This window comes from Bradyrhizobium sp. WU425 (genome assembly GCF_021052305.1).
GTDB lineage: Bacteria > Pseudomonadota > Alphaproteobacteria > Rhizobiales > Xanthobacteraceae > Bradyrhizobium > Bradyrhizobium canariense_D.
On sequence record NZ_CP088089.1, the window covers coordinates 3,964,090 to 3,979,216 of the forward strand.

Below are 15,127 nucleotides of genomic sequence, written 5' to 3' on the forward strand. Positions count from 1 at the left end.
CGATGAACCACCGGCGTTGAGGCGTTCGCCTCGCGCCGGATCGATTAATGACAGCGTCCCGACGCATGCGCGCCGGGACCGAACGAGAAGAAGATTGGACACCATGCAGGTCACAGAAACCCTCTCGGAAGGTTTGAAGCGCGAGTTTAAGATCAGCGTTCCCGCGTCTGATCTCGACGCCAAGGCCGGTGCCAAGCTCGTCGACCTCAAGGACAAGGTTCGCATCAACGGCTTCCGTCCCGGCAAGGTGCCGGTCACGCACCTCAAGAAGGTCTATGGCCGCTCGGTGATGGCCGAGACCATCGACCAGACCATCCGCGACACCAACACTCAGCTGTTCTCCGAGCGCGGCTTCCGCCTGGCGACCGAACCGAAGATCACCATGCCGACCGAGCAGGCCGAGGTCGAGGAGCTGCTCAACGGCAAAACCGATCTGACCTACACGGTTGCGATCGAGGTGGTGCCGTCGATTGCGCTCGCCGACTTCAAGACCTTCGAGGTCGAAAAGCCCGTGGCCGAAGTCACCGACGCCGACGTCGACGAGGCGATCAAGCGCATCGCCGATTCGAACCGTGGCTATGCCGCGAAGGGCGAGGGCGCCAAGGCCGAATCGGGTGATCGCGTCACCGTCGCCTTTAAGGGCACCATCAACGGCGAAGCCTTCGAAGGCGGCGCCGGCGAGGGCATCCAGGTGGTGATCGGATCCAACACCTTCATCCCCGGCTTCGAAGAGCAGCTCATCGGCATCGCCGCCAACGAGACCCGCACGCTGAAGGTGGCGTTCCCCAAGAACTACATGAACGACAAGCTTGCCGGCCAGCCGGCCGAGTTCGAGACCACCGCGACGCTGATCGAGGCGCCGCAGGATCTCGCGATCGACGACGAGTTCGCGAAGACGCTCGGCCTGGAATCGCTGGACAAGCTGAAGGAAGCGGCGCGCGAGCGGCTGGTGGCCGAGTTCGCGACCGCGACCCGCCAGCGCGTCAAGCGCGCGCTGCTCGACCGCCTCGACGAGGCCCATCGCTTCGAGGCTCCGCCCTCGCTGGTCGACGAGGAGTTCAATCTGATGTGGAACTCGGTGAAGGCCGAGATGGACTCCGCCGGCAAGACCTTCGCCGACGAAGACACCACTGAAGACGCCGCCAAGGAAGAGTACCGCAAGATCGCCGATCGTCGCGTGCGGCTCGGCCTCGTGCTCTCGGAGATCGGCGAGAAGAACAAGATCTCCGTGACCGATGACGAGGTCGGCCGCGCCGTGATCGAGCGGGCGCGCTCGATGCCGGGCCGCGAGAAGGAGGTCTGGGACTATTACCGCAGCAACGCCCAAGCGTTGGCCCAGCTTCGTGCACCGATCTATGAGGACAAGGTCGTCGACTTCATCCTCGAGCTTGCCAAGGTGACCGAGAAGAAGGTCTCGCGCGACGATCTCTACAAGGACGACGAGGCGGAAAAGACCGCGGCCTGAGGGCTCCAGAAGAGCCTTTAGGAGAGCCTCCAGGATAGCCTTGCATTAAGGATGATCAGCGAAGAGGTCGAGCTAGCCAGGTGGCCGGCTGGGCCTCTTTGTACGAATCAGCTTCAACTGCCTCACGGATTAAGCCTTAATTCGCTCCGCACTTGTCAGGCGCGAATTGGGCTATATCTGTCGCTACGCCCTCTGCTTCTGCCAAGTGCCTCTACCAAGTTCTTCTGCCAAGTTCCTGCATCACGGGACGTCCATCGGCCTTCCGGCAGATCCAGCCCCGACTGGCAGCCGGGCCTGGCGATGTCCGCCTCTTCAAAACCCTAGGTGACTCATGCGCGATCCGGTTGAAACCTACATGAACCTCGTGCCCATGGTGGTCGAGCAGACCAACCGTGGCGAGCGCGCCTACGACATTTTCTCGCGCCTTCTGAAAGAGCGCATCATCTTCCTGACCGGGCCGGTCGAGGACGGCATGTCGACGCTGATCGTCGCGCAGCTGTTGTTCCTTGAGGCGGAAAATCCGAAGAAGGAAATCTCGATGTACATCAACTCGCCGGGCGGCGTGGTGACGTCGGGCCTCGCGATCTACGACACCATGCAGTTCATTCGTCCGCCGGTCTCGACGCTGTGCACCGGCCAGGCCGCCTCGATGGGCTCGCTGCTGCTCTGCGCCGGCGAGAAGGACATGCGCTTCTCGCTGCCGAACGCGCGCATCATGGTGCATCAGCCCTCCGGCGGCTTCCAGGGCCAGGCCACCGACATCATGCTGCACGCCCAGGAAATCCTGAACCTGAAGAAGCGGCTCAACGAGATCTACGTGAAGCACACCGGCCAGACCTACAAGGCGATCGAGGACGCGCTGGAACGCGACAAGTTCCTGACCGCGAGCGACGCCAAGGAGTTCGGCCTGGTCGACAGGGTGATCGACAAGCGCGCCGAGGAAACCGCGTCGCCGAAGACCCCGTAGCACTACTGTGCCGGCAATCCCTCTGGGACCGCGGGCACCATCAGGGAGCGTTCACGTTAAGGACACGTGCGCGCGTCGCAAAACGCACTTTTGCGCCCTGCGACAGGCAGAAAGTTCCGCTTTCGTGCTTGTTTTTCGTGGCAATCCAGCAACGCCGGGGTGATTTCGATCACTTCGCCCGTGCCAAGACCGGAAATCACGGTATTGTCACGGGTAGCCGGCGACCCCCGATTAGCGAATTCTTGATAGTCGGGTGCCAGCATGGTTCGCTATGACTGATCGGCTATGATCGCGGGGAATCGAATGACCGCGATTCGCACGGCATGTAACGCGTAGGGTCTTTTTTGGTACGGAATTTGCTCTATTTGAAGGACTGTACCGGCTGTCGTGCCGGAATAGGGCGATCGAGCGGACGGGATCGAACCGCGGACGGAGACATGAATGAGTAAGGTCGGCACGAGCGACTCCAAGAACACGCTGTATTGCTCGTTCTGCGGCAAGAGCCAGCACGAAGTGCGCAAACTGATCGCGGGTCCCACGGTCTTCATTTGCGACGAGTGCGTTGAGCTCTGCATGGACATCATTCGCGAGGAGAACAAATCCTCGCTGGTGAAGTCGCGCGACGGGATTCCGACGCCGAAGGAAATCTGCAAGGTGCTGGACGATTACGTGATCGGCCAGAACCATGCGAAGAAGGTCCTCTCGGTCGCGGTGCACAATCACTACAAGCGCCTCAACCACCAGACCAAGCACAACGACGTCGAGCTTGCGAAGTCGAACATCCTGCTGATCGGTCCGACCGGCTCGGGCAAGACCCTGCTCGCGCAGACGCTCGCCCGCATCCTGGACGTGCCGTTCACGATGGCGGATGCGACGACGCTGACCGAAGCCGGCTATGTCGGCGAGGACGTCGAGAACATCATCCTGAAGCTGCTCCAGGCCGCCGACTACAATGTCGAGCGTGCCCAGCGCGGCATCGTCTACATCGACGAAATCGACAAGATCAGCCGCAAGTCCGACAATCCTTCGATCACGCGCGACGTGTCGGGTGAGGGCGTGCAGCAGGCGCTGCTCAAGATCATGGAAGGCACGGTGGCTTCGGTCCCGCCGCAGGGCGGCCGCAAGCATCCGCAGCAGGAGTTCCTGCAGGTGGACACCACCAATATCCTGTTCATCTGCGGTGGTGCGTTCTCGGGCCTCGAAAAGATCATCTCGGCACGCGGACGTTCGACCTCGATCGGTTTCGCCGCTCAGGTGCTCGCACCGGAAGACCGCCGCACCGGCGAAATCTTCCGTCATGTCGAGCCTGAGGATCTCCTGAAGTACGGCCTGATCCCGGAATTCGTCGGCCGTCTGCCCGTCGTGGCGACGCTGGAGGATCTGGACGAGGCTTCGCTCAAGAAGATCCTGGTCGAGCCGAAGAACGCGCTGGTGAAGCAGTACCAGCGGCTGTTCGAGATGGAGAACATCGAGCTGACCTTCGCCGACGAGGCGCTTGGCGCGGTTGCCCGCAGGGCGATCGAGCGCAAGACCGGTGCGCGGGGGCTGCGTTCAATCCTCGAGGCGATCCTGCTCGAGACCATGTTCGACCTGCCGGGCCTCGAAGGTGTGGAAGAAGTCGTGATTTCCCGCGAAGTCGTGGAAGGAACGGCGCGTCCGCTCTACATCTACGCCGATCGGTCCGATCGCGCCGTCGAGAACGCCAGCGCCTGATTTCGGCGCTGGAACGCTCCAATCGTCTCCTCAAGCAGGGGCTGCGGAAAGTATCTCCGCAGCCGGTGTTGCGTCGCTTATTTGCGTGCGTAAGCGCCTGATGGCGCGCGTCTTTCAATGACTTGACACCCCCCGGGTCGATAGCCACCTAATGTCGGCGGCGAGTAAAAATTCTCTTCAAGATTCGCCTCAGTTCCGATTCGGCAAGCCGGTCCAACCTCAAAAGGACCGATCGGTATTGCGGGTCACCTCGGCACCTTGTGGCGGTTGCGCATGAGCATGGCGGGCTGCGTGCAAGGGGGCAAAGCAAAAGGAAAAGGCCATGACCAATCCAAAACCCAGGCCAACCATCGTCCATGGCGAAACGCACGCCTATCCCGTGCTGCCCCTGCGCGACATCGTCGTCTTCCCGCACATGATCGTTCCGCTCTTCGTCGGCCGCGAGAAGTCGATCCGCGCGCTCGAAGAGGTGATGAAGAACGACGCGCTGATCATGCTCGCGACCCAGAAGAACGCGTCCGACGATGATCCGGCACCCGATTCCATTTACGAGACCGGTACGCTTGCCAGCGTGCTCCAGCTCTTGAAGCTTCCCGACGGCACTGTGAAGGTGCTGGTCGAAGGGCTCGAGCGGGCGCGCGTGCAGAAGTACACCGATCGCGCCGACTATTACGAAGCGACCGCGATTGCGCTCGCCGATACCGATGCGAAGTCGGTCGAGGCGGAGGCCATGGCGCGCTCCGTCGTGTCCGACTTCGAGAGCTACGTGAAGCTCAACAAGAAGATCTCGGCCGAGGTCGTCGGCGTCGTGCAGGCGATCACCGATTTTGCCAAGCTCGCCGACACCGTCGCCTCGCATCTCGCCGTCAAGATCGCGGATCGCCAGGGCATCCTGGAGACGCTGTCGGTCACGCAGCGCCTGGAGAAGGTGCTGGGCCTGATGGAGAGCGAGATCTCGGTGCTCCAGGTCGAGAAGCGCATCCGCTCGCGCGTCAAGCGCCAGATGGAGAAGACCCAGCGCGAGTACTATCTCAACGAGCAGATGAAGGCGATCCAGAAGGAGCTCGGCGACGACGACGGTCGCGACGAGCTCGCCGATCTCGAAGAGAAGATCTCCAAGACCAAGCTCTCCAAGGAAGCGCGCGAGAAGGCGCAGCATGAATTGAAGAAGCTGCGCCAGATGTCGCCGATGTCCGCGGAAGCGACCGTCGTGCGCAACTATCTGGATTGGCTGCTGTCGATTCCGTGGAACAAGAAGTCCAAGGTGAAGAAGGATCTGGAAGCCGCGCAGGCGGTTCTGGATGCGGATCACTACGGGCTGGAGAAGGTCAAGGACCGCATCGTCGAGTATCTCGCCGTACAGTCGCGCGCCAACAAGCTGACGGGCCCGATCCTGTGCCTCGTCGGCCCTCCCGGCGTCGGCAAGACCTCGCTCGGCAAGTCGATCGCGAAGGCGACGGGGCGCGAATTCGTGCGCGTCTCGCTCGGTGGCGTGCGCGACGAGGCCGAGATCCGCGGGCACCGCCGCACCTATATCGGCTCGATGCCCGGCAAGATCATCCAGTCGATGCGGAAGGCGAAGTCGTCCAATCCGCTGTTCCTGCTGGACGAGATCGACAAGATGGGCGCCGATTTCCGCGGCGATCCGTCCTCGGCGCTGCTCGAGGTCCTCGACCCCGAGCAGAACGCGACCTTCAACGACCACTATCTCGAGGTCGACTACGATCTGTCCAACGTGATGTTCATCACGACCGCGAATACGCTCAATATTCCGGGACCACTGATGGACCGCATGGAGATCATCCGGATCGCGGGCTACACCGAGAACGAGAAGGTCGAGATCGCGCGCAAGCACTTGATCCCGACCGCGGTGTCCAAGCACGGCCTGGACTCCAAGGAGTTCTCGATCGACGACGACGCGCTGCTGCTTCTGATCCGCCGCTACACCCGCGAAGCGGGCGTGCGCAATTTGGAGCGTGAGCTCTCCACACTCGCCCGCAAGGCGGTGAAGGAGCTGATGATCTCCAAGAAGAAGTCGGTCAAGATCACCGAGAAGACTCTCGAAGAGCTTCTGGGCGTGCCGAAGTACCGCTACGGTGAGATCGAGAGCGAGCCGCAGGTCGGCATCGTCACCGGCCTTGCCTGGACCGATGTCGGCGGCGAGTTGCTGACGATCGAAGGCGTCATGATGCCCGGCAAGGGCAAGATGACGGTCACGGGCAATCTGCGTGACGTGATGAAGGAATCGATCTCGGCGGCGGCGTCCTATGTCCGCTCGCGCGCGATCGTCTACGGCATCGAGCCGCCGCTGTTCGACCGGCGCGACATCCACGTGCACGTGCCGGAAGGCGCGACGCCGAAGGACGGTCCGTCGGCGGGCGTGGCGATGGCCACCGCGATCATCTCGGTCATGACCGGCATCCCGGTCCGCCACGATGTCGCGATGACCGGCGAAATCACGCTGCGCGGCCGCGTGCTGCCGATCGGCGGCCTGAAGGAGAAGCTGCTGGCTGCTGCCCGCGGCGGCATCAAGACGGTGCTGATTCCTGAGGACAACGCCAAGGATCTCACGGAGATTTCCGATGCGATCAAGGGCGGCATGGAGATCATCCCGGTCTCGCGCCTCGACGACGTCGTCGCCAAGGCGCTGGTCAAGAAGCCAGTGCCGATCGTCTGGGAAGAGGACACCAAGGTGACGGTGAAGCCGGACGGCGACGAAGCCGCCGGCGGCCTGACCGCTCACTGAGATCGCAGCTCGAAAAAGATGATAAAACGGCGCCTTCGGGCGCCGTTTTTTTGTGGGGCATTTTGTTTTGGGCAGCGGATGACGACAATGCACATCGACGGGCAATGCCATTGCGGCGAGATTACCTTTGAAGCCGAGATCGACCCGGAGACGGTGTCGGTCTGCCACTGCACCGATTGCCAGACACTGACCGGCTCGCCCTTCCGGGTGACGGCCGTCTGTTCGGGCGCCGAAGTCCGCCTGACTGCCGGCACGCCCAGGATCTACGGCAAGCGCGGCGACAACGGCCGGATGCGCTTCCAGCACTTTTGCGCCGACTGCGGTTCCCCGCTGTTCACGAACGGCGACGGCGACCAGGAGGACGATTGGGGCATCCGCTGGGGCAGCATCCGCCAGCGCGACAAATTGCGGCCCGTCAGGCAGATCTGGTGCCAGTCGGCGGCGGTGTGGATCGACGCGGTGCCGCTGCTGCCGGGCCGGCCACAGGATTGAGGCCCTGGAATTGGCGTTCCGCGCTTGCCCGTTCGGGGCCGGTAGGGATAAAGAAGCGGCGAGGGGCGGTTAGCTCAGCTGGTTAGAGCATCTCGTTTACACCGAGAGGGTCGGGAGTTCGAATCTCTCACCGCCCACCAGCCTTTGCTCGCTTCGCGAGCTTCGGCTCGGCGAGCCAGCCTCACACGTTATTGGCGCGAAGCGAACGAAGGCTGCCGCGCCGAAGCCGATAGGCGCAGGCGGGCGATACCGAGCCACAGAGGCCCTGATGCAACAACCAAGCGGACACGAGCAGAACGCCGATCAGATCGCCTACTGGAATGGCCCCAGCGGGCAGCGCTGGGCCGATCGCCATGCGGCGCAGGAGAGCCTGCTGGGACCCCTTGCCGACGTGCTGATCGCCCGCGCCAGGCCGAAGCCGGGCGAGCGCGTCCTCGACATCGGCTGTGGCTCCGGTGCGACGACGTTCGCGTTCGCGAAGGCTGTCGCGCCTGATGGCTTTGCGCTCGGGCTCGACGTCTCCGAGCCGATGCTGTCGCAGGCGCGCGCGTTTGCGCCAAAAGGCCTGCCGCTCGATTTCGTGCTGGCCGATGCGACGGTGCATCCGTTCGAGCCGGCGAGCTTTGACCTGCTGGCCTCGCGGTTCGGCGTGATGTTCTTCGCCGATCCCATCGCGTCTTTCACCAATCTCCGCCGCGCGCTGAAGCCGACGGGACGGTTGGCGTTTGCCTGCTGGCGCGAGCCGAAGGAAAATCCGTGGATGATGGCGCCGCTTATGGCGGTCTACAAGCACGTTCCCAAGATGCCGCCGGTCGGGCCGGAGGAGCCGGGCCCGTTCGCCTTCGCCTCCGAAGAGCGCGTGACGCGCATCCTGAAAGGCGCGGGCTTCGTCGACGTCGCGATGGAGCCGCACAATCTCGCGATGGACGTCGCGATTGGCGGCGGGCTCGATGCCGCGGTCGAAGGCTCGCTCCAGATCGGCCCGGCGAGCCGCGCGCTGCAAGGGCATCCGCCGGAGACCTATGCCGCGGCAAAAGCCTCGATCCGCGAGACGCTCGCGCCGTTCCTGAAGGGTCAGAGCGTGGCGCTCCAGGGCGCGATCTGGATCGTGACGGCGAAGGCGGCGTAGGCGTCGCTCTGTCCTCATCATTGCGAGCGCAGCGAAGCAATCCAGACCGTTCTCCGCGGAGGCAGTCTGGATTGCTTCGTCGCTTCGCTCCTCGCAATGACGATGGGGACGCAGCAACGCAACTACCTCACACCACGTCATCCGGCGCCAGCGCGCAGCCATTGTCCGGATGCGTCTCGATCTGAAGCGTGGTGTGGCCGATGCGGTGGGAGCGCTTCAGCATCTGCGCCGTCTCCATCAGGAAGGCATCGCCGGCGCCGGTGGGCATGACGAGGTGGCAGGTCAGCGCCGTCTCGGTGGTCGAGATCGGCCAGACGTGGAGATCGTGGATCGCAGTGACGCCGGGCCGCTCCAGCAGAAGGATCTTGATCGCGGCAATGTCGGTGCCCCTGGGCGCCGCCGCCATCGACATGTCGATGGAGCCACGGAGCAGGCTGGTGGTGCTCCAGAGGATGGTGGCGCAGATGACGAGGCTGGTGACGGGATCGAGCCAGAGCCAGCCGGTCCAGATGATCAGCGCCGCCGAGATGACGACGCCGAGCGAGACCGCGGCGTCGGCCGCCATGTGCAGATAGGCGCCTTCGATGTTGATGTCGTCCTTGCGACCGCGCGCGAACAACATGGCGGTAAAACCGTTGATGAGGATGCCGATGCCGGCGACCACCATCACGGTGATGCCGGCGACCGGCTCCGGCTCCCGCAGGCGCAAAATCGCTTCCCAGCCGATCGCGCCGGTTGCGACCAGCAGGAACACCGCGTTCGCCAGCGCCGCCAGGATGGTGGAGGCGCGCAGGCCATAGGTGAAGCGGCCGCTGGGCGCGCGCCGCGCCGCGATCGACGCGCACCAGGCCACGACCAAGCCGAGCACGTCGGAAAGATTATGGCCGGCGTCCGCAAGCAGAGCCGTGGAGTTGCCGATATAGCCGTAGACGGCCTCCGCCAAGACCAGCGCGGTGTTGAGCGAGATGCCGATCGCGAATGCCTTGCCGAAACTGGCGGGCGCATGGGCATGGGCGTGGCCACCATGATCGTGATCGTGGCTATGATCATCGTGATGATGGCCGTGATGGCCGTGATGGTCGTGGCTGCCCACCTCTACCGCTCCCCGGACGCTGCCAAATCAGGCGCTATTGTAGGCGTTTCGGCAGCCCCGTCACGGCGGAACAGCACGTAGAGCGCCGGCAGCACCAGCAGCGTCAGCACGGTCGAGGAGATGATACCGCCGATCACCACGGTCGCAAGCGGCCGCTGCACCTCGGCACCGGCCCCGGTGGCAAGGGCCATCGGCACGAAGCCGAGGGACGCGACGAGGGCCGTCATCAGCACCGGACGCAGGCGTGTCAGCGCGCCCTCGCGCACCGCGTCGGCAACGGGGTGGCCCTCGCTGCGCAGCCGCTCGATGAAGGCGATGATGACGAGCCCGTTGAGGACGGCGACGCCCGACAGTGCGATGAAGCCGACGCCGACGCTGATCGACAGCGGAATACCGCGCAGCAGCAGCGCCATGACGCCGCCGGTCAGTGCCAGCGGCACGCCGGAGAACACGAGGGCCGCATCAGCCGCCGATCCCATGCCCATGAACAGCAGCAGGAAGACCAGCAGCAACGCCAACGGCACCACGAGCGTCAGCCGCTTGGTGGCGGAGACCAGCTGCTCGAACTGTCCGCCCCAGCCGATCCAGTAGCCCGGCGGCAGCTTGACCTTCTCCGCGACGGCCGCCTCCGCCTCGGTGACGAAGGAGCCGAGATCGCGCGCGCGGACATTGGCGGTGACCACGATGCGCCGCTTGCCGTTCTCGCGGCTGATCTGGTTGGGGCCGGGCGTCGCATCGACGGTGGCAACCGACGACAGCGGCACATAGCGCATCTGGGCGAGGGGGGAGCCGGGCAGTGCCGTCCGGATCGGCGCACCGATTGTCGCATCCTCACCCGGCGGCAGCGGGATCGGGATTGCCCTGATGGCTTCGAGATTGCCGCGCAGATGTTCCGGCAGGCGCACGACGATGTCGAAGCGGCGGTCGCCCTCGAACAGCTTGCCGGCCGACTTGCCGCCGACCGCGATCTCGACGATGCCCTGCACCTCGCTGATGCTGAGCCCATACCGGGCGAGCGCCTGGCGGTCGAGGCGGACGGTGAGGATTGGCAGGCCCGAGACCTGCTCGATCTTGACGTCGCTGGCGCCGCGGATGCCGCGGATCGCGGCTTCGACCTGTTTTGCCGCGCCTTGCAGGATGTCGAGGTCGTCGCCGAAGATCTTGACGCCGACGTCGCTTCGCACGCCGGAGATCAACTCGTTGACGCGGAACTGGATCGGCTGGGAGATTTCATAGGCGCTGCCGGGGATGTCGTCGGCGGCACGGGCGATGGCCTCGATCACCTCGGCCTTGGAGCTGCCAGGGTCGGGCCATTCGGCGCGCGGCTTCAGCATGATGTAGCCGTCGGTCTGTGCCGGCGACATCGGGTCGGTTGCGATCTCGGCGGTGCCGATGCGGGTGAAGAACTCCTTCACCTCCGGAATCTGCTTGACGCGCTTTTCCAGCGCCTTTTGCAGGTCCAGCGACTGGGTCAGGCTGGTGCCGGGAATCCGGATCGAGGCCAGCGCGACGTCGCCTTCGTCCAGGCTCGGGATGAACTCGCCGCCCATGCGCGCGGCGGCAACGCAGCTTGCGACCACGATGATGGCGGCCATGATTGCGACGCCGAGGCGATGGTCGATCGCCAGCCGGAGCACGGGGAGATAGGCGCGCTTCGCCAGCCGCATGAACAGGTTTTCGTGTTCGGACACCTTGCCGGTGACGAAGATGGCAACCGCCGCCGGCACGAAGGTGATGGAGAACAGCACCGCGGCACCCAGCGCCATCAGCACCGTCAGGGCCATCGGCGTGAACATCTTGCCCTCGACGCCGGTCAGCGTCAGCACCGGCAGGTAGACCACTGCGATGATCAGCGTTCCGAACAGGCTCGGCTTGATCACCTCGCTCGACCCACTCCGGATCGCGCGCAGCCGTTCGGAGATCGTGAGCAGGCCGCCTTTCTCGCGCTGGACCTCGGCCAGCATGCGCAGGCAGTTCTCGACGATGATCACGGCGCCGTCGACGATGATGCCGAAATCGATTGCACCCAGGCTCATCAGGTTCGCGCTGACCTTGGTCTCGACCATGCCGGTGACCGTCATGGCCATGGACAGCGGAATGACGCAAGCCACCACCAGCGCGGCGCGGATGTTGCCGAGGATCAGGAACAGCACGGCCACGACCAGGGCCGCGCCTTCCAGCAGATTGCTCTCGACGGTGCGGATGGTGGCTTGGATCAGATCGGTGCGGTCGTAGACGGTCCGCGTCACGACGCCGTCGGGCAGCGATTTGGCGATATCCTCCAGCCGGGCCGCGACACGGCGCGCCACGGTGCGGCTGTTCTCGCCGATCAAAAGCATGGCGGTGCCGAGCACGGTTTCCTCGCCATCGCGCGTTGCGGCTCCCGTGCGCAAATCGCGGCCTTCGGTGACGGTCGCGATATCCCTGATCCTGACGGGATTGCCGCCGCGCGAGCCGATGACGATGTCCCTGATTTCGCCGACATTGCCGACCTGGCCCGGCGAGCGAACCAGATATTGCTCGCCGTTGCGCTCGATATAGCCGGCGCCGACATCGGCATTGTTGGCGGCGAGCGCCGTCATGACGTCGCGAAAGCCGAGCCGGTAGGCCATCAGCTTGCCGGGATCGGGGAGCACATGGAATTGCCGCTCGAAGCCGCCGATGGTGTTGACCTCGATCACCCCCGGCACGTTGCGAAGCTGCGGCTTGATGATCCAGTCCTGCACGGTGCGCAAGTCGGTCAGCGAATAGTCGTGGCCGCCTTGCGTCTTCGCGCCCGCCTTGGCCTCGACGGTGTACATGAAGATTTCGCCGAGCCCGGTCGAGACCGGTCCCATCGCGACCTCGACGCCGGCCGGAAGCTGGTCCTTCACCTGCTGGATCCGTTCGCCGACGAGCTGGCGGGCAAAATAGATGTCGGTGCCGTCCTTGAAGACGACGGTCACCTGACTCAGGCCGTAGCGCGACAGCGAGCGCGTGTAGTCGAGCTTGGGCAGCCCGCCCATCGCGGTCTCGACCGGGAAGGTGATGCGCTGCTCGGTTTCCAGCGGCGAATAGCCGGGGGCGCGGGTGTTGATCTGGACCTGGACGTTGGTGATGTCAGGCACGGCGTCGATCGGAAGGCGTTGGAAATTCCACGCTCCGAAAGCGACGGCGCCGAGCGCGAGCAGCAGGACCAGCCAACGCTGCTGCAGCGAGACCGCGATGAGACGCTCAATCATGCTCGGCCTCGCCCTTGCCCATCTCCGCCTTCACGACGAAGCTGTTTTCCGCGACGTAATGCTCGCCGGCCGATAGACCGGCCTTGATCTCGACATGGCGCGGGTCGGAATCGCCAAGCTCCACCGGGCGCGCCTCGATCTTGTCGCCGTCCTCACGAACGAACACGATAGTCCTGTTCTCCAGCGTCTGGATCGCGCTTTTGCGCACCGCGACCGCGACGTTGCGGGCGGCGAGGATCAGCCGTGCCGTGACAAACAGGCCGGGACGCAAGCGCCCGTCCGGATTTGGCAGCACCACGCGCGCCAGCGCCGTCTGGGTCTCGCTCGAGCCGATCGGGGCCATGTAGGCGATCGTGCCCTTGATCTCGCCGCGGCCGTCGTCGGGATCGATCAGCACCTCGTCGTTGAGACGAACGCGCCGCAGATCCTGGCGATAGATCGACAGATCGACCCAGATGGTGGAGAGGTCGGCGACGACGAAGGCCGGCTTCTGCTCGGAGGCGTATTCGCCGAGCGAGATCTGCCGCTCGATGACGGTGCCGGCAAGCGGCGCCTTGAGCTCGTAGACGGTGAGGCTCTGGTTGCTCTCGATCGCGGCGAGCAGATCGTCCTTGCCGACCTCGTCGCCGATGCGCTTCTGGATCGATTTGGCAACGCCGGGAAAGCGCGGCGTCACCTGCACCACGGCTTCCTGGTTGGCGCGCAGGATGCCGTTGAAGGCGAGCGTGTCGGTCAGCGTGACGCTCCCGGCTTCCGCCAGCGTCACGCCGGCGGCGGCAAGCTTGACGTCGGAGATGCGGATCCGGTCGGCACCGTGCTCGTCCTGCTCGACATGGTCGTTCGGCTTCTCCGGCTTCTTGTCCGCGGCGTGTTCGGCATGCTCGACCCTGGCCGGGCCGAGCAGGGAATATCCGTAAGCGCCAAGTGCGACGCCAAGTGCGGCGGCAACGAATGCGACGAGGATGGTGGAGGACGTCTTCATCGTGCGCTCTCCCGCGCCAGCGTAAAGGGATTGCCGACGAGCCCTTCGATGGTCGCCACCCCCGCGTGGAAATTCTGCAGCGCCTCCTGCTCGCGCAGCCGCGCCTGGGTGACGCTGGCCTGGGCATCGAGCACTTCGAGCAGGCTGAAGCGGCCCTGGCCGTAGCCTTGCGCGATGGCGTCCGAGGCTTCGGTGGCCTTGGGAATGGCGCTCTCGCGCAGCACCGCGAGCTCGCGCAGCGAGCCCTGCAGCGAGTCGTAGGCGCGGCCGGCGACCACGATCAGCGTGTTGCGGTTGGCCTCGCGCTCGGCCTTGGTCTTGGCGAGGCTTTCCTGGGCCGAAAGGATATTGCCCTGGTTCTGGTCGAACACGGGGATCGGCACCGAGACGGTGAGGCGCGCCGCGTCGTCATTGGTCTCGTTGAAATGGCGCCAGCCGGCGGCGATCCGCACGTCGGGATAGGGCCGTAGCCGCGCCAGCAACAGCTCGGCGTTGCGCTGGGCATAGATCGCGGTCCAGCGCACCAGCTGCGGATTGGCATCGATCGCGGCGACGACCGACTGGAACGTCGGCGGCCGTCCCATGGTGTCGAGCCGGCCGGAGACCTCGCCGAATTTCGGTGCCGCGTCGCCCATCAGGACCGCAAGCTCGCGCCGGGCGCTGGCCAGCGTCGCCTTGAAGCGCTCGCGGTCGGCCTTCACCAGTGCGGACGCCACCTCCGCACGGCCGGTCTCGGCCGGCGAGGAGGCGCCGGCCTCGACGCGTCGGCGCAAAAGCGGCGTCAGCCGGTCGATGGCGGTGATCTGCTCGTCGAGGATCTGGATGCGCCGCTGTGCGCCGAGCACGCTGAGGAAGGCGATCGCGGTCTCCGACAGCACCTCCAGCCTGACGGCTTTGCGCTGGATCGCGGCGACCTCGATGCCGGCGACGCCAGCTGCAATCCGCGCGTCGCGCTTGCCGAACAGCTCGAAGGCCTGGCTGATCTGGAGCGTGGTCTCGGCCGATCGTGTGCCGCGATAGATGCCGGACCCGAACGAATTGTCCTGTTCGTAGGTCAGTTCCGGATTGAGAAGCGCACCTGCCTGGATGCGCTGGCCCGTGGCGATGCCGACATCGCGCTCCGCCGCGGTCAGCCGCGGGCTCGCGGCCAGCGCGCGCGAAAGCGCGCTCCGCATCGTCAGAGTCTGGGCGTGAGATGGCGCAAGCGCCGATCCGGCAATCAGACACGCTGCCGCGCACGCCAGGCGCGCGGCCATTCCCCTGAAAAACATGAAACCGACCTGTGAGGATGAACCGAATGGACGCTCGTGGCGCCCGAC

10 protein-coding genes and 1 tRNA gene are annotated in these 15,127 nt (G+C 64.8%); 7 read left to right on the top strand and 4 right to left on the bottom strand.

Going from position 1 to position 15,127, the window contains the following annotated elements; all coding sequences use genetic code 11:
• Positions 1-103 precede the first annotated feature (103 nt).
• The 7 genes from tig to BcanWU425_RS19320 all read left to right on the top strand — a co-directional run bounded on the left by tig (position 104) and on the right by BcanWU425_RS19320 (position 8,512).
• On the top strand, positions 104-1,465 hold the full coding sequence (gene tig, locus BcanWU425_RS19290; RefSeq protein ID WP_085362115.1) for a trigger factor: 1,362 nt from the start codon (positions 104-106) through the stop codon (positions 1,463-1,465).
• Between the two features lie 331 nt (positions 1,466-1,796).
• Entirely contained in the window at positions 1,797-2,432 is a 636-nt protein-coding gene (locus BcanWU425_RS19295; protein ID WP_007611005.1) for an ATP-dependent Clp protease proteolytic subunit, read from the top strand.
• Positions 2,433-2,873: 441 nt separating this feature from the next.
• Complete coding sequence (gene clpX / locus BcanWU425_RS19300) at positions 2,874-4,145, top strand: ATP-dependent Clp protease ATP-binding subunit ClpX (protein WP_007603503.1); 1,272 nt, start codon at positions 2,874-2,876, stop codon at positions 4,143-4,145.
• Positions 4,146-4,467: 322 nt separating this feature from the next.
• The gene (lon, locus tag BcanWU425_RS19305; RefSeq protein ID WP_018455109.1) at positions 4,468-6,891 is read left to right on the top strand and encodes an endopeptidase La; all 2,424 of its coding nucleotides are present in this window, start codon (positions 4,468-4,470) and stop codon (positions 6,889-6,891) included.
• A gap of 87 nt (positions 6,892-6,978) precedes the next feature.
• A complete protein-coding gene (locus tag BcanWU425_RS19310; RefSeq protein ID WP_231188443.1) occupies positions 6,979-7,383 on the top strand; it encodes a GFA family protein in 405 nt (134 codons plus the stop codon).
• 63 nt (positions 7,384-7,446) lie between these two features.
• Positions 7,447-7,523 (top strand) — tRNA-Val (locus BcanWU425_RS19315).
• A gap of 128 nt (positions 7,524-7,651) precedes the next feature.
• Positions 7,652-8,512: a class I SAM-dependent methyltransferase gene (locus BcanWU425_RS19320; protein ID WP_204511357.1), complete on the top strand. Its 861-nt coding sequence runs from the start codon at positions 7,652-7,654 to the stop codon at positions 8,510-8,512.
• A gap of 127 nt (positions 8,513-8,639) precedes the next feature.
• On the opposite strand, the gene BcanWU425_RS19325 is transcribed toward BcanWU425_RS19320, so the two are convergent.
• Genes BcanWU425_RS19325 through ihpA form a run of 4 tightly spaced genes read right to left on the bottom strand, consistent with a single transcriptional unit; the run spans position 8,640 to position 15,079 of the window.
• The gene (locus tag BcanWU425_RS19325; RefSeq protein WP_018455107.1) at positions 8,640-9,605 is read right to left on the bottom strand and encodes a cation diffusion facilitator family transporter; all 966 of its coding nucleotides are present in this window, start codon (positions 9,603-9,605) and stop codon (positions 8,640-8,642) included.
• A gap of 2 nt (positions 9,606-9,607) precedes the next feature.
• Complete coding sequence (locus tag BcanWU425_RS19330) at positions 9,608-12,826, bottom strand: efflux RND transporter permease subunit (protein WP_204511356.1); 3,219 nt, start codon at positions 12,824-12,826, stop codon at positions 9,608-9,610.
• Positions 12,819-13,808: a divalent metal ion exporter adaptor subunit IhpB gene (gene ihpB / locus BcanWU425_RS19335; protein WP_204511355.1), complete on the bottom strand. Its 990-nt coding sequence runs from the start codon at positions 13,806-13,808 to the stop codon at positions 12,819-12,821. Before ihpB ends, BcanWU425_RS19330 begins: the two co-directional genes overlap by 8 nt.
• A complete protein-coding gene (ihpA, locus tag BcanWU425_RS19340) occupies positions 13,805-15,079 on the bottom strand; it encodes a divalent metal ion exporter subunit IhpA (protein ID WP_085353357.1) in 1,275 nt (424 codons plus the stop codon). The genes ihpB and ihpA overlap by 4 nt, the downstream gene beginning before the upstream one ends.
• Positions 15,080-15,127 lie beyond the last annotated feature (48 nt).

Coding starts and splice junctions, on each gene's coding strand:
- lon (WP_018455109.1), top strand. CDS start 4,468: ATGACCAATCCAAAACCCAGGCCAACCATCGTCCATGGCGAAACGCAC.
- clpX (WP_007603503.1), top strand. CDS start 2,874: ATGAGTAAGGTCGGCACGAGCGACTCCAAGAACACGCTGTATTGCTCG.
- BcanWU425_RS19310 (WP_231188443.1), top strand. CDS start 6,979: ATGCACATCGACGGGCAATGCCATTGCGGCGAGATTACCTTTGAAGCC.
- ihpB (WP_204511355.1), bottom strand. CDS start 13,808: ATGAAGACGTCCTCCACCATCCTCGTCGCATTCGTTGCCGCCGCACTT.
- ihpA (WP_085353357.1), bottom strand. CDS start 15,079: ATGTTTTTCAGGGGAATGGCCGCGCGCCTGGCGTGCGCGGCAGCGTGT.
- BcanWU425_RS19320 (WP_204511357.1), top strand. CDS start 7,652: ATGCAACAACCAAGCGGACACGAGCAGAACGCCGATCAGATCGCCTAC.
- BcanWU425_RS19330 (WP_204511356.1), bottom strand. CDS start 12,826: ATGATTGAGCGTCTCATCGCGGTCTCGCTGCAGCAGCGTTGGCTGGTC.
- BcanWU425_RS19295 (WP_007611005.1), top strand. CDS start 1,797: ATGCGCGATCCGGTTGAAACCTACATGAACCTCGTGCCCATGGTGGTC.
- tig (WP_085362115.1), top strand. CDS start 104: ATGCAGGTCACAGAAACCCTCTCGGAAGGTTTGAAGCGCGAGTTTAAG.